General features: G+C 62.8%; 25 protein-coding genes. 24 read left to right on the top strand and 1 reads right to left on the bottom strand.

Translation table 11 applies throughout. The features are described from left to right. The first annotated feature begins 2 nt into the window (after positions 1–2). From BGP02_RS15225 to rlmD, 7 genes are all read left to right on the top strand, one after another. Positions 3–821, top strand: coding sequence for an ABC transporter permease (locus tag BGP02_RS15225; RefSeq protein ID WP_017231422.1), 819 nt, complete (start codon positions 3–5; stop codon positions 819–821). 164 nt (positions 822–985) lie between these two features. Next, entirely contained in the window at positions 986–1,747 is a 762-nt protein-coding gene (gene surE, locus BGP02_RS15220; protein ID WP_017231423.1) for a 5'/3'-nucleotidase SurE, read from the top strand. Further along, on the top strand, positions 1,744–2,892 hold the full coding sequence (locus tag BGP02_RS15215; RefSeq protein ID WP_261938743.1) for a protein-L-isoaspartate(D-aspartate) O-methyltransferase: 1,149 nt from the start codon (positions 1,744–1,746) through the stop codon (positions 2,890–2,892). Before surE ends, BGP02_RS15215 begins: the two co-directional genes overlap by 4 nt. An 86-nt stretch (positions 2,893–2,978) precedes the next feature. Next, positions 2,979–3,752 (top strand): peptidoglycan DD-metalloendopeptidase family protein, encoded by a 774-nt coding sequence (locus BGP02_RS15210; RefSeq protein WP_240756292.1) that lies wholly within the window; start codon positions 2,979–2,981, stop codon positions 3,750–3,752. Between the two features lie 15 nt (positions 3,753–3,767). Then, complete coding sequence (rpoS, locus tag BGP02_RS15205; RefSeq protein WP_286798805.1) at positions 3,768–4,853, top strand: RNA polymerase sigma factor RpoS; 1,086 nt, start codon at positions 3,768–3,770, stop codon at positions 4,851–4,853. Between the two features lie 114 nt (positions 4,854–4,967). Next, positions 4,968–5,744: a 3'-5' exonuclease gene (locus BGP02_RS15200; RefSeq protein WP_017231641.1), complete on the top strand. Its 777-nt coding sequence runs from the start codon at positions 4,968–4,970 to the stop codon at positions 5,742–5,744. A gap of 110 nt (positions 5,745–5,854) precedes the next feature. Then, the gene (rlmD, locus tag BGP02_RS15195) at positions 5,855–7,393 is read left to right on the top strand and encodes a 23S rRNA (uracil(1939)-C(5))-methyltransferase RlmD (protein WP_502688487.1); all 1,539 of its coding nucleotides are present in this window, start codon (positions 5,855–5,857) and stop codon (positions 7,391–7,393) included. A 231-nt stretch (positions 7,394–7,624) separates the two neighbouring features. Here the strand turns inward: rlmD and BGP02_RS15190 are convergent, their stop codons facing one another. Continuing rightward, on the bottom strand, positions 7,625–8,290 hold the full coding sequence (locus BGP02_RS15190) for a Bax inhibitor-1/YccA family protein (RefSeq protein WP_502688489.1): 666 nt from the start codon (positions 8,288–8,290) through the stop codon (positions 7,625–7,627). A 444-nt stretch (positions 8,291–8,734) separates the two neighbouring features. On the opposite strand from BGP02_RS15190, the gene ndk reads away from it, so the two are divergent. The 17 genes from ndk (at position 8,735) to BGP02_RS15105 (ending at position 26,015) form a co-directional block, all read left to right on the top strand. Further along, positions 8,735–9,160: a nucleoside-diphosphate kinase gene (gene ndk, locus BGP02_RS15185; RefSeq protein WP_017231638.1), complete on the top strand. Its 426-nt coding sequence runs from the start codon at positions 8,735–8,737 to the stop codon at positions 9,158–9,160. A gap of 59 nt (positions 9,161–9,219) precedes the next feature. Beyond that, entirely contained in the window at positions 9,220–10,341 is a 1,122-nt protein-coding gene (gene rlmN, locus BGP02_RS15180) for a dual-specificity RNA methyltransferase RlmN (RefSeq protein ID WP_261938742.1), read from the top strand. 261 nt (positions 10,342–10,602) lie between these two features. After that, on the top strand, positions 10,603–11,631 hold the full coding sequence (locus BGP02_RS15175; protein WP_261938741.1) for a RodZ domain-containing protein: 1,029 nt from the start codon (positions 10,603–10,605) through the stop codon (positions 11,629–11,631). 18 nt (positions 11,632–11,649) lie between these two features. Next, a complete protein-coding gene (gene ispG, locus BGP02_RS15170) occupies positions 11,650–12,930 on the top strand; it encodes a flavodoxin-dependent (E)-4-hydroxy-3-methylbut-2-enyl-diphosphate synthase (protein ID WP_502688486.1) in 1,281 nt (426 codons plus the stop codon). Between the two features lie 21 nt (positions 12,931–12,951). Next, on the top strand, positions 12,952–14,328 hold the full coding sequence (gene hisS, locus BGP02_RS15165) for a histidine--tRNA ligase (RefSeq protein ID WP_130025657.1): 1,377 nt from the start codon (positions 12,952–12,954) through the stop codon (positions 14,326–14,328). A gap of 32 nt (positions 14,329–14,360) precedes the next feature. Next, complete coding sequence (locus BGP02_RS15160; protein ID WP_017231562.1) at positions 14,361–14,990, top strand: tetratricopeptide repeat protein; 630 nt, start codon at positions 14,361–14,363, stop codon at positions 14,988–14,990. 104 nt (positions 14,991–15,094) lie between these two features. Continuing rightward, a complete protein-coding gene (gene bamB, locus BGP02_RS15155) occupies positions 15,095–16,264 on the top strand; it encodes an outer membrane protein assembly factor BamB (RefSeq protein ID WP_286798803.1) in 1,170 nt (389 codons plus the stop codon). Between the two features lie 77 nt (positions 16,265–16,341). Then, positions 16,342–17,679: a ribosome biogenesis GTPase Der gene (gene der / locus BGP02_RS15150; protein ID WP_017231564.1), complete on the top strand. Its 1,338-nt coding sequence runs from the start codon at positions 16,342–16,344 to the stop codon at positions 17,677–17,679. A gap of 126 nt (positions 17,680–17,805) precedes the next feature. Next, positions 17,806–18,042 (top strand): RNA chaperone Hfq, encoded by a 237-nt coding sequence (gene hfq, locus BGP02_RS15145; protein ID WP_010807283.1) that lies wholly within the window; start codon positions 17,806–17,808, stop codon positions 18,040–18,042. 99 nt (positions 18,043–18,141) lie between these two features. Beyond that, positions 18,142–19,311 carry a GTPase HflX gene (gene hflX, locus BGP02_RS15140; protein WP_017231565.1) on the top strand — a complete coding sequence of 390 codons (1,170 nt, stop codon included), beginning with the start codon at positions 18,142–18,144 and terminating at the stop codon, positions 19,309–19,311. Between the two features lie 221 nt (positions 19,312–19,532). Beyond that, on the top strand, positions 19,533–20,885 hold the full coding sequence (hflK, locus tag BGP02_RS15135) for an FtsH protease activity modulator HflK (RefSeq protein ID WP_026131523.1): 1,353 nt from the start codon (positions 19,533–19,535) through the stop codon (positions 20,883–20,885). A gap of 12 nt (positions 20,886–20,897) precedes the next feature. Next, entirely contained in the window at positions 20,898–21,800 is a 903-nt protein-coding gene (gene hflC, locus BGP02_RS15130) for a protease modulator HflC (RefSeq protein ID WP_286798802.1), read from the top strand. 71 nt (positions 21,801–21,871) lie between these two features. After that, on the top strand, positions 21,872–22,063 hold the full coding sequence (locus BGP02_RS15125) for a DUF2065 domain-containing protein (protein WP_017231568.1): 192 nt from the start codon (positions 21,872–21,874) through the stop codon (positions 22,061–22,063). Between the two features lie 38 nt (positions 22,064–22,101). Then, positions 22,102–23,262 (top strand): ATP phosphoribosyltransferase regulatory subunit, encoded by a 1,161-nt coding sequence (locus BGP02_RS15120; RefSeq protein ID WP_017231569.1) that lies wholly within the window; start codon positions 22,102–22,104, stop codon positions 23,260–23,262. A 74-nt stretch (positions 23,263–23,336) separates the two neighbouring features. Next, positions 23,337–24,677 carry an adenylosuccinate synthase gene (locus BGP02_RS15115; RefSeq protein ID WP_017231570.1) on the top strand — a complete coding sequence of 447 codons (1,341 nt, stop codon included), beginning with the start codon at positions 23,337–23,339 and terminating at the stop codon, positions 24,675–24,677. Between the two features lie 27 nt (positions 24,678–24,704). Next, positions 24,705–25,241 carry a phosphoribosyltransferase gene (locus BGP02_RS15110; RefSeq protein ID WP_017231571.1) on the top strand — a complete coding sequence of 179 codons (537 nt, stop codon included), beginning with the start codon at positions 24,705–24,707 and terminating at the stop codon, positions 25,239–25,241. Positions 25,242–25,475: 234 nt separating this feature from the next. Beyond that, positions 25,476–26,015: a DUF4189 domain-containing protein gene (locus tag BGP02_RS15105; RefSeq protein ID WP_286798801.1), complete on the top strand. Its 540-nt coding sequence runs from the start codon at positions 25,476–25,478 to the stop codon at positions 26,013–26,015. Positions 26,016–26,053: the final 38 nt, after the last annotated feature.

Below are 26,053 nucleotides of genomic sequence, written 5' to 3'. Positions count from 1 at the left end.
TCATGCGTAATCGTTCGATCATGCGGCACTTGCGGTTGTGGCAATGGCTGCTGCTGGTAGTGGCTTTTCTCGTCTGGTATGTCCTCACGAGCCCGACGCTGCTCCCCGCGTTCTACTTCGACAGCCCCGACAAGGCGGCTTTCTTCTTTGGCGAGCCGCAGAAGGTATTGCTCCAGATCTGGCAGTGGTTCGCCGGCGGGGAGATCTATCTGCATCTCGGCGTCACGCTGCTCGAGACCGTGCTCGCCTTTGTCATCGGCACGGTGTTCGGGCTGGCGGTGGGACTGTGGCTGGCGCTCTCGCCGAGCGCGGGCGCGCTGTTCGATCCGTACATCAAGGCGGCCAACTCGATGCCTCGCGTGATTCTCGCGCCGATCTTCGGCGTGTGGTTCGGGCTTGGCATCTGGTCGAAAGTCGCGCTGGGTGTAACGCTGGTGTTCTTCATCGTGTTCTTCAACGTGTACCAAGGCGTAAAGGAAGTCAGTCCGGTCGTGCTGGCGAATGCCCGCATGCTGGGCGCGAATCAGCGGCAGTTGCTGCGTCGCGTGTATCTGCCGAGCGCCACGAGCTGGGTGTTCTCCAGCCTGCACAACTCGGTCGGACTCGCGTTCGTCGGGGCAGTGGTCGGGGAGTATCTGGGGTCGGCGCGCGGCGTGGGCTACCTGATTCTGCAAGCGGAAGGCACGTTTGACATCAACGCCGTGATTGCCGGCGTCTTGATCCTGACGGCGTTTGCCCTCGTGCTCGACGGGCTCGTCGGTGTGGTCGAACGGCGTTTGCTCGTCTGGCAGCCGCAGGCCGGCGAGACCGAGAAGATGTGAGGTACGGCCGCTGGCGACGCCGATGTCGCCGGCGGTCGTGACGGCATGGCGGCAAATTTGTGGCAGATCCGTGGCCGTTGTGTTGCCACCGAATCGCCGCAACGACAGGCGTGATGCTGTGATGGCGTCATATCCGGGCACCTTTCCTCGGTTACAATTGCCGCATGCGAATCCTGCTCAGCAACGACGATGGGTATCAGGCGCCTGGCCTGGCCGCGCTTTACGAAGCGCTGGCACCGCTTGGCGACATTACCGTAGTGGCGCCCGAACAGAACTGTAGCGGTGCGTCCAATTCTCTGACCCTGCAACGGCCGCTGTCGGTGTTCAAAGGCGGCAACGGCTTCACGTTCATCAACGGCACCCCGACCGATTGCGTGCACATAGCGCTGACCGGGCTGCTCGACGAAAGGCCCGATATCGTTGTGTCCGGCATCAACAACGGCCAGAACATGGGCGAAGACACGCTCTACTCCGGCACAGTGGCGGCGGCCACCGAAGGGTTTCTCTTCGGGATTCCCTCGTTCGCCTTCTCGCAAGTCCATAAAGGCTGGGATCACCTCGATAGCGCCGCGCGTGTGGCGCGCGAGGTCGTCGAGCGGTATATGGAGCGCCCGCTGGGCGCGCCCTTCCTGTTGAACGTCAATATCCCCAATTCGCCGTACGACCACCTTAAGGGCGCAGTGGCGACGCGACTTGGGAAACGGCATCAATCGCAGCCGGTGATCCGTCAGGAGAATCCGCGTGGCGAAACGATTTACTGGATCGGGCCGGCTGGCGACGCGCGCGACAGCAGCGAAGGCACCGATTTTCACGCCGTGGCGCACGATTACGTCTCGGTCACTCCCTTGCAACTGGATCTCACGCATACCGCACGGCTTGGCGTCGTGCACGACTGGCTGGCCAGCGCAGGGGTGACCCAACGATGACGACACCGCCAAAGCGTTTTCCTCTCCCCTTGGCCGATGTGATGAGCCGCCGGCAACGTCAGGCGCCGGTGCTCGACAAGGCGTCGCGGGCCAGTCCCGCCGGCGCGCCGCCTGCCGCGATGACGCGCGCCGCGGCGCCCGCAAGTCAAGGGAACGGAAAGACGCCGACTGGCGGCAATCTTTCTCCGAATACGCACGGCGGCCTGCGGGCTGCCGCGACGCCAATGGCCGGCGCGTCAGCGCGTCCCGGCGGCGCACAGACGCCGCACGCGGTCGTACCGAAAGGACTGGCGCGACCCGCGTCCGCCCCCCACGCGCAGCCCGCGCCGCATGCTGCGAAAGGTGCGCCGCGGCCCACCGTCAAAACAGCGGGGACGGGGCATGCCCAGCCGGGCGCGGCCGTCGGTGCCAGGGGCGCGGTGCGCGGGGTGACGGCAACGAAGGTTTCGGCGGGTGGCACGGGACGCGCGAGCGCCTCGGCGCTCGGGATTTCGCCGGATGGCATCGGACTGACCTCCGAGCGGGTGCGCGCGCGGATGGCTGAACGCGTGGCCGCATCCGGCGTCAAACACCCGGGCGTGCTGGCGGCGCTGGCCACGGTGCCGCGTCACGGATTTGTCGACGCGGCGCTCGCCAATCAGGCCTATGAAGACGCGGCGCTGCCGATCGGACACGGGCAGACGATTTCCAAGCCATCGGTCGTCGGGCGCATGATCGAGCTGCTGCTTGCTGGCGGGCGTCCGCTGGAGAAGGTGCTGGAAATCGGCACGGGATGCGGCTACCAGGCGGCGGTCCTGTCGTGTGTGGCGCGCGACGTGTACTCGATCGAACGCGTGCGTCCGCTCCATGAGCGTGCCAAGGCCAACTTGCGACCGCTGCGGGTGCCGAATATTCGCCTGCATTACGGAGACGGGCGGCTAGGGCTGCCGACGGTCGCGCCGTTCGACGGCATTGTGATTGCCGCTGCCGGACTGGAAATTCCGGACGCGCTGATCGATCAACTCGCCGTTGGCGCACGCCTCATCGCGCCCGTGGGCGGTGAGCAACAGATTTTGACCCTCATCGAGCGCACCGGTACGCGCCAGTGGCGCGAAACCCAGCTTGATAGGGTGTTATTCGTCCCCTTAAAATCGGGCATCATCTAAGCCCGACGGGCCTTATTCTGCGGAGGATTTGAGTGAATTTGCGAGCGGGTTTCCAACAACGCGTCGCCAGCGTCCTGTTGCTGAGCATGCTGGCAGCGTGCGCATCGCGACAAGTCGGGGCGCCGGTCGTCGACCGTACCGTAGGCGGTGTGGCGACCGACGGTAGTGCGCCAGGCGCAGCGCCTGTCATCGACAACACGCCGGTGCCGGCCGGGTATTACCGCGTCAAGCCCGGCGATCGCCTCTATCGCATCGCGCTGGAGAACGGTCAGAACTATCGCGATATCGCGCGCTGGAACAATATCCAGAATGCGGATCAGATCGAGGTTGGCCAGGTCTTGCGTGTGAAGCCACCCGCCGGGGATACCGGCACGCCGTTGCCGGCGCCGCTCGCCAGCAACAATGTGGCCTCGGTGCCGCCGGCGGTCGTGACGCCGCCGGCCAGCGCGTCGGCGACGGCCGCACCGTCTGCACCGTCCGCCGTGTCGAGTGGCGAGTTGCAATTGTCGTGGCCAGCCAAGGGCAATGTCGTTGGCCGCTTCGACGATTCGAAGAACAAGGGCCTGAACATTGGCGGGACCGTAGGCGAGCCTGTCTATGCGGCGGGAGCGGGCAAGGTCGTGTATTCGGGGGCTGGCCTGCGCGGCTATGGCAACCTCGTCATCATCAAACATGACGCTACCTTCTTGACGGCGTATGCGCACAACCGCACACTGTTGGTCAAGGAAGGCGACTCCGTCACGCGGGGTCAGAAAATTGCCGAAATGGGCAACTCGGATGCGGATCGTGTCATGCTGCATTTCGAGGTACGTCGCGACGGCAAGCCTGTAGATCCGATGAAGTATTTGCCGCCTCAATAAACTAGGCAGAGTCGAATGCTCAAGAGAAAGCGTCGCACTTCGCAAGAGGAAGACCTCGCTGCCCCGGAGCCCGATCAGGAAATCGACGATCGGCAATCCCGGCAGGACGAGGACGTGGACGACGCTTTCGACGAGCGCGAGGCGGAGGAGGGCGACGACGCGTCGTCGTCCGACGCGGCCGAAGCCGGTGCCGCCGGCCGCAAGCGCAAGCCCGAGGCCGAGGACTTCGGCACGGTGCTGCAGGCCGAACTTACGGCGGATACCGTCCAGCACTATCTCAACCGTATCAGCGTCAAACCGCTGCTCACGCCCGCGGAAGAATTCGAATACTCCACGCGTGCCCAGGCTGGCGAGTTTGCGGCCCGTCAGGTCATGATCGAGCGCAATCTGCGCCTCGTCGTGAGCATTGCCAAGGGCTATCTCAATCGCGGTGTGCCGCTGCTCGATCTGATCGAGGAGGGTAATCTCGGCTTGATGCATGCGATTGAAAAGTTCGACCCGGGTCGCGGGTTCCGTTTTTCAACCTATGCCACGTGGTGGATTCGCCAGAGCATCGAGCGCGCCATCATGAATCAGGCGCGCACCGTACGCTTGCCGGTGCATGTGATTCGCGAACTCAATCAGGTGCTGCGCGCGAAGCGTCATCTTGAAAAGAGTGCGGCGTATGTCGATGGTGGCGAGCAGCGCGACGCAAGTATCGAAGACATCGCCGATTTGACCGGCAAAACGCCCGAAGAGGTGATCGACATCCTCGCGCTCAACGAGCACGTGGCGTCGCTCGACGCGCCGCTGGAAATCGATCCGGGCAGTAGCTTGCTCGATTTGCTCTCGGACGATCACAGTGCGGCCCCGGAGCAGGAGGTGCAGCATCGCGAGCTGGAAGACCTCATGCGCCTTTGGCTCTCGCGCCTGTCCACCAAGCATCGCTACGTCATCGAGCGACGGTTCGGACTTAACCGCGTGGAACCCGCCACGCTGGAAGAACTGGCCGACGAAATGGGACTGACGCGCGAGCGCGTGCGTCAGATCCAGCAAGAGGCGCTCGTCAAGCTCAAGCGCTATTTCGCATCCAATGGGGTGCGCAAGGACGCCGTGCTCTGATTGGTGTCGACCTCGACGACCGCCGCCATTCGCCGCCCGCGTCATCGGGGGCGGCATGCCATGACGTCGCCGTGATGCGGCGGCGCGCACTGAATTTCACTTCACATTCTGACCATGTCATCACCTGTCCTCGTCTTCGATATTGAAACGATCCCCGACGTTGACGGCCTGCGCAAGCTCGAGCCGGCGTACGCCGGGCTGTCCGACGATGCCGTGGCCGACGCCGCCTTTGCCGCCCGCCGTGAAAAGGTGGGGCACGACTTCCTGCCGTTGCACTTGCAGCGCGTTGCGGCAATCTCGTGCGTGTTTCGCGATCGCGACGGCTTTCGTGTGAAATCCCTCGGTACGCTCGACGATGGCGAGGCGGCACTCGTCTCTGGCTTCTACCGCACGATCGAGAAGTACGCGCCGCAACTCGTGTCGTGGAATGGCGGCGGCTTCGACCTGCCCGTGTTGCATTACCGCGCGATGATTCACGGCATTGCCGCGCCGCGCTATTGGGACATGGGTGAGGACGACCGCGAGTTCAAGTGGAACAACTACATCAGCCGATATCACCAACGTCATCTGGATTTGATGGATCTTCTGGCGATGTATCAGGGCCGTGCAAACGCGCCGCTCGACGACCTGGCCAAGCTGTGCGGGTTTCCAGGCAAGCTCGGCATGGACGGCAGCAAGGTCTGGGAAGCGTTCCGCGCGGGCAAGCTTGAGGAGATTCGCAATTACTGCGAGACGGACGTGGTGAACACGTATCTGGTCTATTGCCGCTTTCAGTTGATGCGGGGCGGTTTGCGTCAGGCGGAGTACGCGCAGGAGATCGAATTCGTGAGACGCTCGCTCGAAGAGGAAGCGGCGCCGCACTGGAAGGAATATCTCGCCGCCTGGGCGTGATCGCCTGAGTTTGGGGCCGGGGGATGTCGGCGCTGCGCGAACGAGCGTACGTCAGTGGCGAGCGAATCGATTAAAATGTTCGGTTTGCTGTCGCACATGAGAACAACGACGTGACCCGCTCCTCCCGAAATTCCTCACGCGGCCGGCCGGCTGCCGAGCCCGGCATTATCGATATCGAATCGCTCGACATGGAAGCGCGCGGCGTCGGCCGCACCGCGCCCGAGGGCGAGCCGGGTGCACCGGACTACAAGCCCGGCAAGGTGATCTTTGTCGAAGGCGCGCTGCCGGGCGAACGCGTCACCTATCTCAGCTATCGTCGCAAACCCAAATTCGAGCAGGCCGAAGCCATTGATGTGCTGCGCGCCAGCCCGATGCGCGCCAAGCCACAGTGTCCGCACTTCGGCAAGTGCGGTGGGTGCTCGATGCAGCATCTCGAGCCGCGTGCACAAATCGCAATCAAGCAGCGTGTGCTCGAGGACAATCTGGCGCGTCTGGGCAAGGTGAAGGCCGAAGCCATCCTTCGGCCCATTCAGGGGCCAGACTGGGGCTATCGCTTCCGTGCACGTCTGACGGTGCGATACGTCCCGAAAAAGGGGGGCGTGCTCATCGGATTCCATGAGCGCAGGAGCAGCTACGTGGCCGACATGGACTCGTGCGAAGTGCTGCCCCGCCACGTTTCTGACATGCTCGTGCCGTTGCGGCGCCTGGTCGAGTCGCTGTCCATTCGGGAGCGTCTGCCGCAGATCGAACTGGCGATCGGCGCCGAGGTGACGGCGCTCGTGCTGCGTATTCTCGAGCCCCTCACGCCAGCGGACGAGGACATTCTGCGCGCCTTCGCTGAGGCAAATCACGTCCAGTTCTGGGTTCAACCGAAGGGGCCGGACACCGCGGTGCCGTTCTACCCGCTGGACCCGGAATTGCATTACACCCTGCCGGAATATCAGATCCGGATGCCGTTCAAGCCGACGGACTTCACGCAGGTCAACCATCAGATCAACCGTGTGCTCGTGCATCGCGCCTTGCGCTTGCTGGCGCCGGCGTCGCATGAGCGTGTGCTCGATCTGTTCTGCGGCCTGGGGAACTTCACGCTGCCACTGGCCCGTCGCGCCGGCACCGTCATGGGGATCGAGGGCAGCACCGCGCTCACGGAGCGCGCGCTCGCGAATGCGCAACGTAATGGCGTGGCCGAACGGACCGAATTCGCGTGCCGGAACCTGTTCGACATCACGCCGGAGGATATTCGCGCATTGGGTGCGTTTGACCGCTACCTGATCGATCCGCCGCGCGAAGGGGCGCTGGCGGTATCGAAGGCGCTCGCAGAATTGGCGCAGCAGGGCTACGACGGCCTGCCCAAGCGCATCGTCTACGTTTCCTGCAGTCCGGCAACGCTGGCGCGTGACGCGGGCGTGCTCGTGCATGAGGCGGGCTATCGCCTGACGCTGGCCGGGGTGGTGAACATGTTCCCACACACGTCGCACGTCGAGTCGATGGCCGTGTTCGAGCATGACAGCATCGGGCAGCCGTGGGTGCCGACGGTGCGGGTGTCGGCGTCGGATGCTTCCGCCGATCAGGCCGATCAGGGCATTGAGGGCGTTGAGGCGATTGCCGGTGCTACCAGTGGCGACGGCGTGATTCACGACGAGGCCTGATCGTGCGTGATGGTTGGGGTTGGCTATCGGTTGCGGCGGCCGCGGCGCTGCAGCGGCCGATGGAGCCGGGCGGGCGAAGTGCGGGCCTGAGCGACCCGGCCCACTAGCGCATCGGGTGGGCCGCACATCGCAAAATCGCGTCACGCAAAGAAAAAGCCAGTCCCGAAGGACTGGCTTTTTCGCATCCGCGGCGTGGTGCGGAGTTGCCCGCCGCACCACCTGTCGGTCGCGTCAGTTGCGATTGCCGCCGAGCACGCCGAGAATGGCCAGCAGATTGGTGAAAATGTTGTACAGGTCAAGGTAAATGGCCAGCGTCGCGGTGACGTAGTTCGTTTCGCCGCCATTCACGACACGCTGCACATCGAACAGGACGTACGCGGAGAAGATGGCGATGGCGATCACCGACACCGTCAGCATCAGCGCCGGCAGTTGCAGCCAGATATTGGCGACCGAGGCCAGCAGGATCACGAGCACGCCCATGAACAGCCACTTGCCCAGCCCGCTGAAGTCACGTTTGCTGACCGTGGCGACCGTTGCCATGACGCCGAAAATCACGGCGGTGCCACCGAACGCCATCATGATGAGCGATGCGCCGTTCGAGAATCCCAGCACGAAGCTCAGCAACCGTGTGAGCATCAACCCCATGAAGAACGTAAAGCCCAGCAGCAACGCCACCCCCACGCCGCTGTTCTTGAAGCGCTCAATGGCGAACATGAAGCCGAATGCGATCGCGAGGAACGCGATCATGCTGACCATCGGGCTGCCCGCGAACAGCGCGAAGCCATAGTTCACGCCCAGCCAGGCCCCCGCAATCGTCGGCAGCATCGACAACGCGAGCAGCCAGTACGTATTGCGCAGCACCTTGTTGCGCATCTGTACGGTCGTGACGTCGCGCATCCCGCCGTAGCCGAAACGTTGGAAATCCTGGTTCATATCTTGTGTTCTCCGTGGTCATTGTGCCCGCCGGCGGGGCCGGCAAGCGCCTCTTGACGCTTACGACAACCGGCTTTAGTCGCCGGTCGATCCCCCGCAGCCATTCGTCTGGCTCGTCGTCGAAGCCACAGGATACCGAAAGATGGCGGGGAAAGCGCTCGGACGCTTCTCAAAATGTCAGGGCGAATGCCTGAAATTCAATCCGCCGCGCCGTTTTCCAACCCTCCTATGTAGGGAAGGTGTCGGAATCCCGCGATGATCCTGACTTCACGACAAGCCGGATCGTCCCGGCCGTCCTGCGTTTGAGCGGTATGCGCACTGTAGGTTCCATCCCCATCATAACAGCCTTCGTGCTACAATCACGGGTTCATGTTGGTTGTATAACTGCTTAATTTTTTGGAGTTTTTCATGGCAGTCGAACGCACTTTGTCGATTATCAAGCCCGATGCCGTTGCCAAGAACGTGATCGGCCAGATCTATAGCCGCTTCGAGAACGCGGGCCTGAAGATCGCTGCTGCCAAGCTGGTGCATCTGTCGCGCGCCGAAGCCGAGCAATTCTACGCCGTGCACAAGGAACGTCCGTTCTTCAAGGATCTGGTCGATTTCATGGTCTCGGGCCCGGTGATGATCCAGGTTCTGGAAGGCGAGAACGCCGTGGCGAAGCATCGCGATCTGATGGGTGCCACCGACCCGAAGAAGGCTGAGAAGGGCACGATCCGCGCCGACTTCGCCGATAGCATCGACGCCAACGCCGTGCACGGCTCGGACGCCGCTGAAACGGCTGCCGTGGAAGTGTCGTTCTTCTTCCCGGGCATGAACGTCTACGCGCGCTAAGCCGCGTTTAGCCGCTCCATGGCAGGAAGTTACCGAAGGGATGTTGAAGGACCCAGGTCATGACCAACCTCACGAATCTGCTTGATTACGATCCGGACGGTCTGGCCGCCTATTGCGGCTCGCTCGGCGAGAAGCCGTTCCGTGCCCGCCAGCTCCAGCGTTGGATCCACCAGATGGGCGCCGCCGATTTCGACGGCATGACCGATCTGGCCAAGTCGCTGCGCGAGAAGTTGCGCACACGCGCAACGATCGCGTCGCCCGATGTCATCACCGACCACCTGTCGGCTGACGGCACGCGCAAATGGCTGCTGGACGTGGGCAACGGCGATGCCGTCGAAACGGTCTACATCCCCGAGGAAACGCGCGGCACGCTTTGCGTCTCTTCGCAGGCGGGCTGCGCCGTCAATTGCCGGTTTTGTTCGACCGGCAAGCAGGGTTTCTCTCGCAATCTGTCGCTCGGCGAGATCATTGGTCAGTTGTGGATGGCCGAATTCGCATTGCGCCGCGACCTCGGACGCGAGGGCAAGAACGAGCGCGTTATCACCAACGTGGTGATGATGGGCATGGGCGAGCCGCTGCTCAACTTCGAGAATGTTGTGGGGGCGATGCGCCTGATGCTCGATGACAACGCCTATGGGTTGTCACGTCGCCGTGTCACGCTGTCGACCTCGGGTGTCGTGCCGATGATGGATCGGCTGGGCCAGGAGTTGCCCGTGGCGTTGGCGGTGTCGCTGCATGCGCCGAACGACGCGCTGCGCGATGTCCTCGTGCCGCTCAACAAGAAATATCCGTTACGCGAGCTGATGGGCGCGTGCGAGCGTTACCTGGAAGTGGCGCCACGCGATTTCATCACGTTCGAGTACTGCATGCTCGACGGTGTGAACGACACCGAGGCGCATGCGCGCGAGCTGGTTGCGCTGACGCGCGACGTGCCGTGCAAATTCAATCTGATCCCGTTCAATCCGTTTCCCGAGTCCGGGCTGTTGCGCTCGAAGGATCCGCAGATCAAGCGCTTTGCGCAAGTTCTGCTCGACGCAGGCCTCGTGACGACCGTGCGCAAGACGCGTGGCGACGACATCGACGCCGCTTGCGGTCAACTCGCCGGCGAGGTGCAGGATCGCACGCGACTTGCACAACGCGGCAAATTCGGGAAAATCGCGGTCGAGGTGCGTACCGTATGACGTTGCGCATGGGCGAGCGCGGACCGTGGCGAGGGCCGTCGGCCCCGCGCGTGCCATGTCGCTCGTCGGATCTGTCTCGCACGACAGCATTCCTTGCGCAGGGCGCGTTTTGTGTCCTGCGCGATTCCTTCAGTTCCTTGCAGAAACTTCTGATGCGCCGAGCAGATTCTTACGCCGCGCGCACGGCAGGTGATGGTGGGGAATTGTGGTCAGCATATCCTCAGCCGCTGCGGGCGGCTGCTTACGAACGGGGGCGTATCGATGGATAACCAGAATCAGGCGCAAGCCGGCGGGCAAGCCGAGGCTCAGGGCCCGGGCGCGTCACAGGGCGCGGCCGCCGGATGGGCTGAGCTGGGAGCGCAGGTGGGAGCGCAACTGGCCGCATTGCGCGAGAAGCGCGGCATGTCGATCGAAGACGTGTCGGCGCGCCTGAAAATCTCGGTGCAAAAGCTCAAGCGCCTGGAAACCGGCGAGTGGGAAGCGCTGCCGGAAATCCCGTTCATTCTGGGGGTCGTGCGCAGTTATGCACGTATGCTCGGGGCCGACCCGGAGCCGATGGTCGAGCCGCTGCGCAGTTTCGGCCGCGCCGCTGCCGTCGACGTTCCGCAGGCGCCGGTGGGCCAGCCCAGCATCCCGAAGAGCCCGGTGCGTTTCCGCTCGCCGGTCGCCGCGTCGCAGGCCAAATGGCCTTGGGCATTGGTGGCTCTGGTCGTGATCGCGGGCGCCGCGTGGTACTTCGGCAACGCCCACAAGGCGGGCCGTGGGTCGGTCGAGCCAGCCGAGCTGGCCAGCGCTGTGTCGGCGCAGGGGGCGGAGCCCGCCAGCCAGCCCGTGGTGACCGACGCCAATGGCACGCCGCCGGGCGCGGAAAGCGCGAACATCGGAAATACGGAAAGCACGGTCGACAGCGCTTCGGCCACGACGGCGGCGGGCCCGGGCCTGATCGCCGCGGCCGACCCGACGCATGTGGTTGCCGGGCTCGCCGGGGCGAGTTCGCCTTTGGCGGCAGCGCCCGCGCCGGCATCTGCGGTCAGCGCGGTCGCGCCCGGGACCGGCAAGATTTCGTTGCGGCTGAAATCCGATAGCTGGGTCGAAGTGCGTTCGAAGGGCGGCAAGGTGCTGTTCTCCCAGCTGATGCGCGCGGGTACCGCACAGGAAATTACGGGCGATGCGCCGCTCAAGATCGTTGTGGGCAACGTGGCGGGCGTCGAATCGCTGGAATTCAACGGTCAACCGGTCGAGATCAAGTCCCGCAATGCGGGTAACGTGGCGCGTCTGACGCTGCAGTGAGACCGAAAGAGGGTAATCATGGCTTCTGTAGAATGCATGCCGATCATCGGCGGTCCGGCACCTCGTCGTCAGTCGCGTAAGGTCGCCATTCGCTGGGGCGGCCAGCTCGTGACGGTCGGTGGCGACTCGCCGATTCGCGTGCAATCGATGACCAACACCGATACCGCAGACGCGATCGGTACGGCCATTCAGGTCAAGGAACTCGCGCAGGCGGGCTCGGAACTGGTGCGCATCACGGTGAACACCCCCGAAGCGGCCGCCGCGGTGCCGGCGATTCGCGATCAACTCGATCGCATGGGCGTAGCCGTGCCGCTCGTGGGCGACTTCCACTACAACGGCCATAAGCTGCTCGCCGACTACCCGGCATGCGCCGAGGCGTTGTCGAAGTACCGCATCAATCCGGGGAACGTCGGGCAGGGCGCCAAGCGAGATACGCAGTTCTCGCAAATGATCGAAATGGCGATCAAGTACGGCAAGCCGGTGCGAATCGGCGTGAATTGGGGCAGCCTGGACCAGGCGTTGCTCGCGCGCATCATGGACGAGAACGCTGCTCGCGCCCATCCCTGGGACGCGCAAAGCGTGATGTACGAAGCGCTCATCACGTCGGCGCTCGAGTCGGCGGCGTTGGCGCAGCGCGTGGGTCTGTCGGCCGACAAGATCTTGCTGTCGTGTAAGGTGAGCGCCGTGCAGGACCTGATCGCCGTGTATCGCGAACTGGCCAAGCGGTGCGACTACGCGCTGCATTTGGGATTGACCGAAGCCGGCATGGGCTCGAAGGGTATCGTGGCGTCGACGGCGGCGCTGTCGGTGCTGCTGCAGGAAGGGATCGGCGATACGATCCGCATCTCGCTTACGCCCGAGCCGGGCGGTGCGCGTACCGCGGAAGTTGTCGTGGCGCAGGAAATTCTGCAGACGATGGGCCTGCGTGCGTTCGCGCCGATGGTCATCGCCTGCCCGGGTTGCGGCCGCACGACGAGCACGGTGTTCCAGGAACTCGCTTCCAGTATTCAGACATATCTGCGTGAACAAATGCCGGTATGGAAGGCTCAATATCCTGGCGTCGAGACCATGAACGTGGCGGTGATGGGCTGCATCGTGAATGGTCCGGGGGAATCGAAGCACGCGAACATCGGCATCAGCTTGCCGGGGTCGGGCGAATCGCCGGCCGCGCCGGTCTTTGTCGATGGCGAAAAGGTCCGCACGCTGCGCGGCGATCGCATCGCCGAAGAGTTCCAGCAGATCGTCGACGAGTACGTGAAGACCCGCTACGCTCAGACCGAAGGGGCGGTCACCGCCTAAGCAGGCAGGACACAAGAAAATATGACTGACGCAAAGAAGAAGCGCCCCGCCAAACTGGCCGGGGTCAAAGGCATGAACGACATCCTCCCGCAGGATGAGGCCTTATGGGAGTTTTTCGAGGAATCGGTGCGCGCCATGCTGCGCGCGTATGGCTATCAGCAGATCCGCACGCCGATCCTCGAGCATACGTCGTTGTTCACGCGCGGTATTGGCGAAGTGACCGATATCGTCGAGAAGGAGATGTACAGCTTCACCGATTCGCTCAACGGCGAGCAGCTCACGATGCGCCCTGAGGGAACGGCTGCGGCGGTTCGGGCAACGCTCGAACACAATTTGCTGTACAGCGGCCCGAAGCGCCTGTGGTACTTCGGTCCAATGTTCCGCCACGAGAAGCCGCAGCGCGGCCGCTATCGCCAGTTCCACCAGGTGGGGGTTGAAGCACTGGGGCTTGCCGGCCCGGATGCGGACGTCGAAATCATCCTGATGTGCCAGCGCCTGTGGGACGATCTCGGCCTGACCGGCATCCAGTTGCAACTGAACTCGCTGGGCCAGGGCGAAGAGCGTGCGCGTCATCGCGCCGATCTGATTGCCTATCTCGAGAAGCACGTCGACCTGCTCGACGAAGACGGCAAGCGCCGTCTCTACACGAATCCGTTGCGCGTGCTCGATACGAAGAACCCGGCGATGCAGGCGATGGTCGAAGGGGCGCCGAAACTCATCGATTATCTCGGCGAGGACTCGATCAAGCACTTCGAAGGCGTGCAGTCGCTGCTCAAGGCGAACAACATTCCGTTCACGATCAATCCGCGTCTGGTGCGCGGTCTGGATTACTACAACCTGACCGTGTTCGAATGGGTGACCGACAAGCTCGGCGCGCAGGGTACGGTCGCCGGTGGCGGCCGCTACGATCCGCTGGTCGAGCAACTGGGTGGCGACGCCACGCCGGCGTGCGGCTGGGCGATGGGCGTTGAGCGCATTCTCGAATTGTTGCGCGAAGACGACCTCGTGCCGCAGGCCGAAGGGGCCGACGTCTACGTCGTGCACCAGGGTGAGGCGGCGGTTGCGCCGGCCTTGATCGCGGCCGAACGCATGCGCGACGCCGGGTTGAACGTCGTGTTCCATTGCAGCCCGGACGGCAAGGGCAGCAGCTTCAAGTCGCAAATGAAGCGAGCGGATGCGAGCGGCGCGAACTTCGCCATCATCGTCGGTGAAAACGAAGTAGCGTCGGGTACCGTCGTCGTCAAGCATCTGCGTGCCGCCGATCCGGCGAACAACCAGACGAGCGTGGCGTTCGAGGCCCTCGCGGAACACCTGATCGACGCCATCGTCGCCAGTGCCGACGAAAGCGTGAACGAAAGCCTGGCCGATGACGGCACGGCGAACACGACGCTTCACTAACCCAAGACGCCAGACACGGAGAACCCCGGCGAATGAGCAGCTATCACGAGGAACAGGAACAGATCGAGAACGTAAAGGCCTGGTGGAAGCAGTACGGCAATTACGTTGTCTGGATGCTGGTCGTCATCATGCTGGCCTATGGTGGCTGGAACCTGTGGCGTTATTACGACCGCAAGCAGACTGTCGAGGCCGGTGTGCTTTACGGCGAGCTGGAAACCGCGATCGACGCCAAGGACAAGGCGAAGGTGGCGCGTATCGCGTCGGACATGGAAAGCAAGTTCAGCGGCACGCCTTACGCCCAGATGACGGCGCTACTGGCGGCCAAGTCGCTGGCGGACGCGGGCGACGTGGCGCTCGCGAAAGCGCAACTGCAATGGGCTGTGTCGAACGCGAAAGACGACGAGTACAAGCAACTCGCCAAGCTGCGTCTGGCCGGCGTGCTGCTCGACGAGAAGGCGTACGACGAGGCGCTCAAGCTGCTCGACAATCCGCCTGCACCGTATGCCGGGCTGTTTGCCGATCGCCGTGGCGACGTGCTCGTCGCACAGAGCAAGATGGCCGACGCGCGGGCCGCATACAAGCTGGCACTCGACAAGCTCGATAAGCAGGACTCGGGCATGCGCCAGTTCGTTCAGTTCAAGCTCGACGCGCTGGGGGCCTGACGCGCGTCGGCATTCCGTTGGCAAGTATTACCCTCCCATAACGCAAAATCGGGTACATGATGATCTTTAACGACTTCCGTCGATCGATGCCGCAAACGATGGCCATGTCACAGTCCGCCTCGACGCGCCGTGGCATTTTCAAGCGCGCGGGCAGCGCCGTGACGATGCTGGCCGTGCTGGGTACGCTGGGAGGGTGTGGACTCTTTGGCAGCAAGCCGGCGCACGAGCCGACGCCGCTCACGGAGATCAAGCAGGCGCTGAACGTCAAGCAGATATGGACGGCGAGCGTCGGTAAGTCCGGCGCCTATAGCTTCGCACCGGTCGCCGTGGGCAACGCCGTGTTCGCGGCGGGCGCCAACGGCAGCATCGTGCGCGTGGATGCCGACACCGGCGCGTCGACTTGGTCGGCCAAGGCGGATACGAACATCACCGCCGGTCCGGGCAGCGATGGGGAGACGACCGTCGTCGCCACGCACAAGGGCGACGTGATCGCGTTCGATCACGACGGCAAGTCGTCCTGGAAGGCGAACGCCGGTAGCGAAGTGCTCACGGCGCCGCTGGTCGGTCGGGGTCTGGTCGTCGTGCGCGCGATCAACAACCGGGTGACGGCGTTTGACGCCGCCACCGGTTCGGTGCGCTGGTCGTACTCGCAGCCGACGTCGACGCTCACACTGCGCACCGGGACTGGCATGACGTTTTTGGGCGATCGTGCGGTCGTGACGGGCTTCCCGGGGGGCAAGCTGGTGGCGCTCGATGCCAACACCGGCAACCCGCTTTGGGTCACGCCGCTGTCGTACCCGAAGGGCGTGACCGAGGTGGAGCGTGTGAACGACGTTACGGGCACGCCGGTCGTCTTCGGCCGCCAGGTGTGCGGCGCCACGTTCCAGGGCCGGGTGGGATGCGCCGATGTGCAGACCGGCAATGGCCTGTGGGCGCGTGATTTTTCGTCGCCGAATGGTGTGACGCAGGACGAGCGTGTCGTGGCGGCGGTCAACACCGACGGCGCCGTCTACGCTTTCAACGCTGCCGATGGCAGTACACTGTGGCAGAACGACAAGCTCAAGTACCGCGACTTGTCGGCGCCGTTGGCGCTCGGCCGTGTCGTGGTGGTGGGCGACAAGCAGGGCTATTTGCATTTCCTGTCGCGTGAGAACGGCGAACTGCTCGCCCGCGTCAAGCTCAGTGGTGCGATCAGCGCACAGCCGATTCTCGCCGGCCAGACGCTGGTCGTGCAAACGCGCGACGGCAACATTTACGGCTTCCGTCCGGATTAACCGGTGACCGGCAGCACCCGGGCATTTTCCGGGAACGGCCGGCAGCGCGCCGGCCGTCTTCGTTTTTAGGCTTATTCATGAAACCCGTGATCGCGCTCGTAGGGCGCCCCAACGTCGGCAAATCGACGCTATTCAACCGTTTGACCCGCTCGCGCGACGCGCTCGTCGCCGACATGCCCGGGCTCACGCGCGACCGTCACTATGGCGAGGGGCGCGTTGGCGAGCATCCGTACCTGGTGATCGACACCGGTGGCTTCGAACCCGTGGCCAAGGACGGCATTTTCCACGAAATGGCCAAGCAGACGCGCCAGGCCGTGGTCGAGGCCGACGTGGTGATCTATATCGTGGACGGGCGTCAGGGCCTGACGCCACAAGACCAGATCATCGCGGACTATCTGCGCAAGACGGGACGCAAGATCATGCTCGTGGTCAACAAGGCCGAGGGCATGAAGTACAGTGCGGTCGCGAATGACTTCTACGAACTCGGCCTGGGCGATCCGCTGGCGATCTCGGCGGCACACGGCGACGGCGTCAAGGAAGTCATCGACGAAGCCATCGCGCCGTTCTATGCCAATCAGGACGAGAACGAGGACAGCACGCGCGACGACGGGCGAGTGAAGATCGCGATCGTCGGGCGTCCTAACGTTGGCAAGTCGACACTGGTCAACACGCTGCTCGGCGAAGAGCGCGTGATCGCGTTCGACATGCCGGGGACCACGCGCGATTCGATCCACATCGAATTCGAGCGTCAGGGGCGAAACTACACGTTGATCGATACGGCCGGGCTGCGTCGTCGTGGCAAGGTGTTCGAAGCGGTTGAAAAGTTTTCGGTCGTGAAAACACTGCAATCGATTGCCGATGCGAACGTGGTGATCCTCATGCTCGATGCCCGTCAGGACATCTCCGATCAGGATGCGCACATTGCCGGCTTCATCGTCGAGTCGGGACGTGCGGTGGTCGTCGGCGTGAACAAGTGGGACGGGCTGGACGAGTATTCGCGCGACCAGATCAAGCAGGAGCTTGAGCGAAAACTCAAATTCCTTGGCTTTGCGAATTTTCACTTTATCTCGGCGACGAAGTCCACGGGCATTGGCCCGCTGATGCGCTCGGTGGACGATGCGTACGCGGCGGCCATGACCAAGTTGCCGACGCCGAAGCTCACGCGCGCCCTCAACGAGGCGGTGGAGCACCAGCAGCCCCGGCGTTCCGGGTTCTCGCGTCCGAAGTTGCGCTACGCGCACCAAGGGGGCTCGAATCCGCCGATCATCGTCATCCACGGGAATAGTCTCGATGGCGTGACCGACAGCTATCGCCGCTATCTGGAGAATCGTTTCCGGGAAACTTTTAAGTTGAAGGGCACTCCATTACGCATAGAGTTTCGCAACAGCGCGAACCCTTACGCCAAGGGCGAATGAAAGCCAAACCCGGGCGGGGTTTTGCTGGCGACGCTAGCAAAATCAGCTATAGTGTGGAAGTCAAGGCGGGAAGCGCGCACACGCCTTGACTTACGGTCATTTGCTAAAAATACAACGGAGTTATATATGAGCAACAAAGGGCAACTTCTACAAGACCCGTTTCTGAACGCCTTGCGTAAGGAGCATGTTCCCGTCTCGATCTATCTGGTCAACGGTATCAAGCTGCAGGGAAACATCGAGTCGTTTGACCAGTATGTCGTCCTGCTGCGCAACACGGTCACCCAAATGGTTTATAAGCACGCCATTTCGACGGTCGTGCCTGCGCGTCCGGTGAATTTCCATCCGGAAGCCGAGCAGTCCTGATTCAGGCTCGCCCGACCGGGAGTCACTCCGGCCGGGCGAATTTCTCTTCCCCATCGCCCGCTCTTGTCCAACAGCCCCAATACCCACTCCCCGCGTAGCTTGACTATCAACGCCGCGCTCGTCGGCATCGATTTCGGCAAACTCGATTTCGAAGCCAGTCTCCAAGAACTCGACCTTCTGACGCAATCCGCAGGCGCCACGCCTGTCGTGACCGTTACCGGCCGTCGCCGTAGCCCGGACGCGAAGCTGTTCATCGGCAGTGGCAAAGCCGAAGAACTGCGTGCCGCGATCCACGAGTACGATGTCGAACTGGTGATTTTCAATCACGCCCTGACCCCCGGTCAGCAGCGTAACCTCGAACACCTGCTGCAGTGCCGTGTGGTCGATCGTACCAGCCTGATCCTCGATATCTTTGCCCAACGCGCCAAGAGTCATGAGGGCAAGCTGCAGGTCGAACTCGCACAGTTGCAGTATTTGTCCACGCGCCTCGTGCGCGCCTGGACTCACCTGGAACGTCAGAAGGGCGGTATCGGTCTGCGCGGGCCGGGTGAAACGCAGTTGGAAACCGATCGTCGCCTGCTCGGCGAGCGCGTGAAGTCGCTTTCTGCGCGTCTCGAACGGCTTCAGCGCCAGCACGACACCCAGCGACGTGCGCGTCAGCGCAGCGGCACCATGTCGATTTCGCTCGTGGGCTACACGAACGCAGGCAAATCCACGCTTTTCAACGCGATGACGAAAGCCAACGCCTACGCCGCAGATCAGCTGTTTGCCACGCTCGATACGACGTCGCGTCGCGTTTATCTTGGCGAAGTCGGGAACATCGTGCTGTCTGACACTGTCGGATTCATCCGCGAGCTGCCGCACCAGTTGGTGGCGGCATTCCGGGCGACGCTTGAGGAAACGGTGCACGCCAACATGCTGTTGCATGTGGTGGACGCCTCAAGTCAGGTGCGTCAGGAGCAGATGGCCGAGGTCAACGCCGTTTTGGCGGAGATCGATGCGGCGGACATCCCGCAGATTCTCGTCTGGAACAAGATCGATGCGGTGCCGGAACTGGCCGCGCAAGGCCCGAGAATCGAACGGGATGAAGCCGGGCGCATCACGCGAGTCTTTTTGAGCGCGCGCACTGGCGAAGGGCTCGACCTGCTGCGCGAGGCCATCAGCGAGGCGGTTGTGGCCGGTACGGGTGGGTTACAATCGCTGCAAGAAGCGCCCGATGTCCGGCTTATCGACCGTTGGACCGATGCGCCGCGCGCAGAAGACAGATAACACGAGACGTCGCACCATGTAGGGCGGAGCTTGCCACGGGGATTTCCGGCAGCACGGCCCAACGAGGGCGACGACCTGGCAAGAGACCAGACGGAGGCCGGTCAAGGCCGCCGATCGGCATACCAGATTCGGGAACCACGCGCGAACCGGCAGCATGCGCACTCCGAAGTGGGCGCGCCGGTCGCAACGCCAAGACCGCTTCAGTCACCACGCTTCTACCTATGCTTCCAAAAGCTTTGATGCGACGAGTTGGCTTGATCTTCTCCCTGAACGACCCGCGCTGGGGGCGGGACGGCGGCGGCGATACGCCGTCCGGTAATCAGGAACCGAACCGCCCCGATCGTTCGAACAATCCGAATTCGCAGGATCAGAAGGAGCCGCAGCGCGGACCGCAAGGTCCGCAGCAGGACGGCCCGCCCGATCTCGACGAACTTTGGCGCGATTTCAATCGGCGTCTTAACCGTATCTTCGGCCGCAAGGGCGGCGGGAGCGGTAACGGTGGCTCGAGTAGCGGCGCCGGGGGCTCGCGTGGCTCGGGTATCGGCGTCGGCGTGGTCGTCGCGCTGGCATTCCTGATCTGGCTGGCAACGGGCGTCTTCATCGTCCAGGAAGGGCAGGTCGGCGTCGTCACCCAATTCGGCAAGTACAAGTACACCACGACGTCGGGTATCCAATGGCGCCTGCCGTATCCGTTCCAGGCGGTCGAGATCGTCAACATGTCGCAGATCCGTTCGGTCGAAATCGGCCGCTCGAACACCATTCGCGACACCGATCTGAAGGACTCGTCGATGCTCACCGGCGATGAGAACATCATCGACGTGCGCTTTGCCGTGCAGTACCGCATCAAGGACGCCACCGAGTTCCTGTTCAATAACGTGGATGCCGAATCGTCGGTGAATCTGGCCGCGCAAACGGCCGTGCGCGAGATTGTCGGCAAGAGCAACATGGATTTCGTGCTCTACGCTGGCCGCGAAGAAATCGCCAATGAACTCGTCACCTCGATTCAACGCATTCTCGACGGTTACAAGACCGGCATCCTGGTCACGAGCGTGACGATGCAAAGCGTGCAGCCGCCTGAACAGGTGCAGGCTGCGTTCGACGATGCGGTGAAGGCGGGCCAGGATCTGGAGCGTGCCAAGAATGAGGCGCAGGCCTACGCTAATGACGTGATTCCGCGCGCCAAGGGCACGGCGTCGCGTCTGACGGAAGAGGCGGCCGGGTACAAGGCGCGCGTAGTGTCGCAGGCACAGGGCGATGCCGATCGCTTCAAGTCGGTGCAGGAAGCGTATGCGAAGGCGCCGGGCGTCATTCGCGAGCGGATGTATCTCGACACGATGGAGCAGATCTACTCGCGCACCACGAAGATCATGGTGGATTCGAAGAACAATAGTTTGTTGTATCTGCCGCTGGACAAGATCATGGAGCGTTCGCGTAGCGACGCGTCGGCCCCGGCACCGGCCTCGGGCGCCAGCACGGGGAAGGCCGCGGGTGCGCCCGCCGCCGATGACGGCAGCGATGTTGACCATGATCGATCGCGCGCGGCACTGCGCAACCGCGAACGCGATTCACGCTAAGGGGATAAGCGCATGAACCGTATTGGAACCGTTATTGTCGCGCTGATCGTTTTGTTGATCGTGCTTGCCTCGACCATGTTCGTGGTGGATCAGCGCCGTTATGCCGTGGTGTTCTCGCTGGGCGAGATCAAGGACGTCTATAGTCAGCCCGGCCTGAAATTCAAATTGCCGCCGCCGCTCCAGACCGTGTTGTATCTGGACAAGCGCATCATGACCATCGACAATCCCGAGCCGGAACGCTTCATCACGGCCGAGAAGAAGAACCTGATCGTCGACTCGTACGTGAAGTGGCGTATTGTCGATCCGCGCAAGTTCTATGTCAGCTTCAAGGGAGATAGCCGCCTCGCGCAGGATCGTCTGACGCAGCAGATTCGCTCGGCGTTGCAGGAAGCGTTCACCAAGCGCACCGTGACCGAGGTCGTGTCGTCGCAGCGCGATCAGGTCATGCAGTGGGTGAAGCAGAAGGTCGGCGAGGACGCTGCGCAAGTCGGCATCGAAATTGTCGATGTGCGGATGCGCCGGGTCGATCTGGCCGCGGGTATCAGCGATTCGGTCTATAGCCGGATGGCGGCGGAGCGCAAGCGCGTGGCGAACGAATTGCGTTCGACCGGCGCGGCCGAGGCCGAGCAGATTCGCGCCGATGCCGACCGCCAGCGCGACGTGGTCGTGGCGGAGGCCTATGCCAAGGCGCAGCAGGTCAAGGGGGAGGGCGATGCGACGGCTGCCGGTATCTACGCGCAGGCGTTCGGTCGCGATCCGCAGTTCGCTCAGTTCTATCAGAGCCTCGAAGCGTACAAGGCGACCTTCCGTGACAAGCGCGACGTGATCATTGCCGATCCGAACAGCGATTTCTTCCGATTCATGCGTGGTTCCGGCGGTGCGGCTGGCGCGTCGGCCGGAAAAGCGCGAAAATAGCGTCCTTGACATCCGAGTAGCTGCCACCGCCCGCGTCAATCGCGGGCGGTGGCATTTTGGCCGAGTCCCCTGTGAGCACCAGCACGATTCTTCTCGCTTTGGCCCTCATGCTGATTGTCGAGGGAATGTTTCCGTTTGTCGCACCAGACCGGTGGCGGCAAAGTTTTCGTAAAATAACGGAAATGCCGTCCGGCCAGATTCGCTTTTTCGGTTTGGCCGCCGTCTCGCTGGGGCTGATTCTGATGCTGCTGGCCGACCACTAAAAGGCGCTTTCTCGCGCCGCCTGAATACCGAAATACCCATGCCGAACTGGCTACTCCCCGAAAATATCGCCGACGTGCTGCCTTCCGAGGCGCGCAAGATTGAAGATCTGCGCCGGCTGATGCTGGACCGTTTCCGTACCTACGGCTACGAACTCGTGATGCCGCCGATGCTCGAGTACGTCGAGTCGCTGCTGACCGGCACCGGCCATGACCTCGATCTGCGCACGTTCAAGCTCGTCGATCAGCTTTCCGGGCGCACCATGGGCCTGCGTGCGGACATTACCCCGCAGATTGCCCGTATCGACGCTCATTTGCTCAATCGGAAGGGCGTGACGCGGCTGTGCTATGCCGGAAGCGTGCTATTTACGCGTCCGCGTAATCTGCTGGCGACGCGCGAGCCATTCCAGATCGGTGCCGAGATCTTTGGGCACAGCGGGCTCGAAGCCGATCTCGAGATCCAGGAACTGCTGCTTTACTGTCTCCAGCTTGCCGGTCTGAAGCAGATCCGCATCGATTTGTGCCACGCCGGTGTGCTCGAAGCGCTCATCGAGGGCGTGCCGGCCGCTGAGGCCGTCGAGAGCGAGTTGTTCGGGGCATTGGCCACGAAGGACGTGCCGCAGCTCGAGGCGTTGACCCGCGATCTTCCGGCGAGCCTGCGCGATGCCTTGCTGGCGCTGACCACGCTGTATGGCGAACCGGCCGAGACGCTCGCTCGTGCCCGCAAGGCGTTGCCGGACCTGCCCGGCGTGAGGGCGGCACTCGACGATCTGGCCTATCTGGCGGCGGCGCAAAGCAAGGACGGGCCGGCCGTATTGTCGATCGACCTGGCCGATCTGCGTGGCTATCAGTACCACAGCGGCGTGATGTTCGCGGCCTATGTCGACGGCATCCCCAATGCGATTGCGCGCGGCGGCCGTTACGACAAGGTGGGCCAGGCGTTTGGTCGAGACCGTCCGGCAACGGGCTTTTCGCTGGATTTGCGTGAGTTGGCTGCGATTTCCCCGGTCGAAGCGCGGAGTAACGCGATTTTGGCGCCGGCTGACGATGTGCCGGGGCTGCGCGCGAAGATCGACAGCCTGCGCAACGCGGGTGAAGTCGTTATTCGCATGCTGCCGGGCCACGATCAGGATTTCGAGGAGTTCACGGGCGACCGCGTCCTTGTCGAAAAAGCGGGCCAATGGGTTGTGACACCCCGGTGAACGTCGCTGAAAAAAGCGGCACTAGCCTACGCCAACACGGGTAGAATACGTTTTTAACCAAACCAACTATTGTTATGTCCGGCAATGCTTTGAATCAGGGGCGCAACGTCGTCGTTATCGGAACTCAATGGGGCGACGAAGGTAAGGGTAAGGTCGTCGACTGGCTGACCGATCACGCGCAAGGCGTGGTGCGTTTTCAAGGTGGCCACAATGCCGGACATACGCTCATCATTGGTGGCAAGAAGACAATTCTGCGCCTGATTCCCTCGGGCATCATGCACAAGGACGTCACCTGTTACATCGGCAACGGCGTGGTGCTCTCGCCGGAAGCGCTGTTCAAGGAAATCGAGGAGTTGGAAAGCGCGGGCCTGAATGTGTGCGGTCGTTTGCGCATTTCCGAAGCCTGTACGCTGATTCTGCCGTATCACGTCGCCATCGATCAGGCGCGTGAAGCCCGTCGCGGCGCCGGCAAGATCGGTACGACCGGTCGCGGCATCGGCCCGGCTTACGAAGACAAGGTCGGCCGTCGTGCGCTGCGCGTGCAGGATCTCTTCGATCCGGAGACTTTCGCCGAGCGTCTGCGTGAAACCCTCGATTATCACAACTTCGTCCTGACACAGTATTTGGGCGCGAAGGCCGTCGACTTCCAGGAAACGCTGGATACGATGCTGAGCTACGCTGCGCGTCTGCAGCCGATGATCGCCGACGTGTCGCAGATGCTCTACGCGGCCAACCGAGAAGGCCAGAACCTGTTGTTCGAAGGCGCCCAGGGCACGTTGCTCGACATCGATCACGGTACGTATCCGTTTGTGACCAGCAGCAATTGCGTCGCGGGTGCCGCTTCGGCTGGCGCGGGCGTCGGTCCGCAACAACTCCATTACGTGCTGGGCATCACCAAGGCCTATTGCACTCGCGTGGGTGCGGGGCCGTTCCCGAGCGAACTGTACGATGCGGACAACCCCGCCCGTCAGGAAGCGATCGGCCTGCAACTGGCCACGGTCGGCAAGGAATTCGGTTCGGTGACGGGCCGCCCGCGCCGTACCGGCTGGATGGATGCCGCAGCACTCAAGCGCTCGATTCAGATCAACGGCGTGACCGGCCTGTGCATGACCAAGCTCGACGTGCTCGACGGTCTCGACACGGTGCGTCTGTGTGTCGGCTACAAGATTGGCGACAAGACGGTCGACATCCTGCCCCGTGGTGCGGTGGATGTGGCGCGATGCGAGCCGGTGTACGAAGACTTCCCCGGCTGGTCGCAGAGCACGGTGGGTGTGACGGCATGGGACCAATTGCCGGCTCAGGCGCAGAACTATCTGAAGCGCATTGAAGAGGTGAGCGGTATTCCGATCGACATGGTGTCGACCGGCCCGGATCGTGACGAAACCATCTTGTTGCGTCACCCGTTCAAGCACTGAAGCACCGTAGCGTTGGCACAGCACACCATGAATCTACCCCAAAACGACGACAAGAACCTTTGGGTCTCGTGGGACGAGTATCATCGGCTCATCGAGCGACTTGCGCTCAAGGTCTACGAATCGAACTGGAAGTTCGACAAGATCCTGTGCCTGGCCCGGGGTGGCTTGCGTGTGGGCGATCAACTCGCGCGCATCTACGACGTGCCGCTCGCGATTCTGGCGACCAGTTCCTATCGTGAAGCCGAAGGGACCGTTCGCGGTGACCTCGACATCGCTCACTTCATCACCATCACGCGCGGCGAGCTGGAAGGTCGCGTGCTGCTGGTCGACGACCTGGTCGATTCGGGCGTGACGCTCGAGCGCGTTGGCAAGCACCTCAAGGAGCGTTTCCCAAAGGTGACAGACGTGCGCTCGGCGGTGCTGTGGCACAAGGCGTGTTCGAAAGTGGCGCCCGATTACGCGGTCGATTTCCTGCCGACGAATCCGTGGATTCACCAGCCGTTCGAAGAGTACGACACGCTGCGTCCGCACAATTTGTCGGCGTGGATCAAGCGCGGCACCTGAGCGACGACGGGATGGCTGAACATGCCGCTAGGCGGCGTTCGGCAAGGGGGGAGCCCCGACAAAGCAGGCGGTGACATCGTGAGATGCGCCGCCTGTTTTGTTTTGAGCGTGCGTCGTTGGTGCGATGTCACTTGATCGCGGGGCGATCGAACGGGCTTACGGCGATGCCATATGGCGACTGATTTCCCTTCTGCTTGAGGCTTCGTCGGTTTGGGCGATGTGATCTGATGCCGTATGAATCTCAACTTTTGGAAATCGCGCGGCGGCGGTCACGTCATGAATCAGTGGTGGCGTTCCTATCCCTTGATTTGCACAGTAGGCCTCGCGAGCGTGCTGGCGATCGCCAGCACGCCGAGTGTCGCGGCGTCGGCGGTGGCCGGGGTGCGGACCGCGAGCGGGATTCGGTATGTGTCGGTGACCGACCAGACGTCGATGGCAAAGGCCAAGGTCGCCGCGCTGGATCGTTGCCGAGCCCAACTGGCTTCCGGTCGCCGGGGCGGGCGATGCGACGTGTTGATGTCCGGTAATGGGCCGGCTTACTGGGCGGTCGTGCGTGCAGTCAATGGAGAGATCGGCATTGCGCTGGGTGACACGCAGACGTCTGCCGTTCAGGACGCCTTCGCCGTGTGTCAGCGCGCAGGGCAATGTTCGCTCGATAGCGCACAGGTTTGGTTCGATAGCGGTCAGCGCCCGGGGAGGCGTTTGCCGACACCACAGGCGGCGTCAGTGTCGCCCGCACCCTGCCGGATTCCTACCGGGCAGGTGGTGACCTGACTGCTTTTCTCGTACCACTGGGGTCTAGAGATTTATGG

The sequence above is a fragment of the Pandoraea sp. 64-18 genome, assembly GCF_001899225.1.
In the GTDB taxonomy this organism is placed as follows: Bacteria; Pseudomonadota; Gammaproteobacteria; order Burkholderiales; family Burkholderiaceae; genus Pandoraea; species Pandoraea cepalis.
Note: the sequence above shows the minus strand (reverse complement) of the source record. Positions and strands in the feature narration are given on the sequence as shown.

Bases quoted from the DNA above. Each gene is read 5' to 3' on its own strand.
- BGP02_RS15110 (WP_017231571.1), top strand. From the start codon at position 24,705: ATGAATCTACCCCAAAACGACGACAAGAACCTTTGGGTCTCGTGGGAC.
- bamB (WP_286798803.1), top strand. From the start codon at position 15,095: ATGTCACAGTCCGCCTCGACGCGCCGTGGCATTTTCAAGCGCGCGGGC.
- BGP02_RS15215 (WP_261938743.1), top strand. From the start codon at position 1,744: ATGACGACACCGCCAAAGCGTTTTCCTCTCCCCTTGGCCGATGTGATG.
- BGP02_RS15200 (WP_017231641.1), top strand. From the start codon at position 4,968: ATGTCATCACCTGTCCTCGTCTTCGATATTGAAACGATCCCCGACGTT.
- BGP02_RS15120 (WP_017231569.1), top strand. From the start codon at position 22,102: ATGCCGAACTGGCTACTCCCCGAAAATATCGCCGACGTGCTGCCTTCC.
- hfq (WP_010807283.1), top strand. From the start codon at position 17,806: ATGAGCAACAAAGGGCAACTTCTACAAGACCCGTTTCTGAACGCCTTG.
- BGP02_RS15175 (WP_261938741.1), top strand. From the start codon at position 10,603: ATGGATAACCAGAATCAGGCGCAAGCCGGCGGGCAAGCCGAGGCTCAG.
- rlmN (WP_261938742.1), top strand. From the start codon at position 9,220: ATGACCAACCTCACGAATCTGCTTGATTACGATCCGGACGGTCTGGCC.
- BGP02_RS15210 (WP_240756292.1), top strand. From the start codon at position 2,979: ATGCTGGCAGCGTGCGCATCGCGACAAGTCGGGGCGCCGGTCGTCGAC.
- BGP02_RS15160 (WP_017231562.1), top strand. From the start codon at position 14,361: ATGAGCAGCTATCACGAGGAACAGGAACAGATCGAGAACGTAAAGGCC.
- BGP02_RS15105 (WP_286798801.1), top strand. From the start codon at position 25,476: ATGAATCTCAACTTTTGGAAATCGCGCGGCGGCGGTCACGTCATGAAT.
- BGP02_RS15225 (WP_017231422.1), top strand. From the start codon at position 3: ATGCGTAATCGTTCGATCATGCGGCACTTGCGGTTGTGGCAATGGCTG.
- hisS (WP_130025657.1), top strand. From the start codon at position 12,952: ATGACTGACGCAAAGAAGAAGCGCCCCGCCAAACTGGCCGGGGTCAAA.
- ispG (WP_502688486.1), top strand. From the start codon at position 11,650: ATGGCTTCTGTAGAATGCATGCCGATCATCGGCGGTCCGGCACCTCGT.
- ndk (WP_017231638.1), top strand. From the start codon at position 8,735: ATGGCAGTCGAACGCACTTTGTCGATTATCAAGCCCGATGCCGTTGCC.
- BGP02_RS15190 (WP_502688489.1), bottom strand. From the start codon at position 8,290: ATGCGCGACGTCACGACCGTACAGATGCGCAACAAGGTGCTGCGCAAT.
- surE (WP_017231423.1), top strand. From the start codon at position 986: ATGCGAATCCTGCTCAGCAACGACGATGGGTATCAGGCGCCTGGCCTG.
- hflC (WP_286798802.1), top strand. From the start codon at position 20,898: ATGAACCGTATTGGAACCGTTATTGTCGCGCTGATCGTTTTGTTGATC.
- hflK (WP_026131523.1), top strand. From the start codon at position 19,533: ATGCTTCCAAAAGCTTTGATGCGACGAGTTGGCTTGATCTTCTCCCTG.
- rpoS (WP_286798805.1), top strand. From the start codon at position 3,768: ATGCTCAAGAGAAAGCGTCGCACTTCGCAAGAGGAAGACCTCGCTGCC.
- der (WP_017231564.1), top strand. From the start codon at position 16,342: ATGAAACCCGTGATCGCGCTCGTAGGGCGCCCCAACGTCGGCAAATCG.
- BGP02_RS15115 (WP_017231570.1), top strand. From the start codon at position 23,337: ATGTCCGGCAATGCTTTGAATCAGGGGCGCAACGTCGTCGTTATCGGA.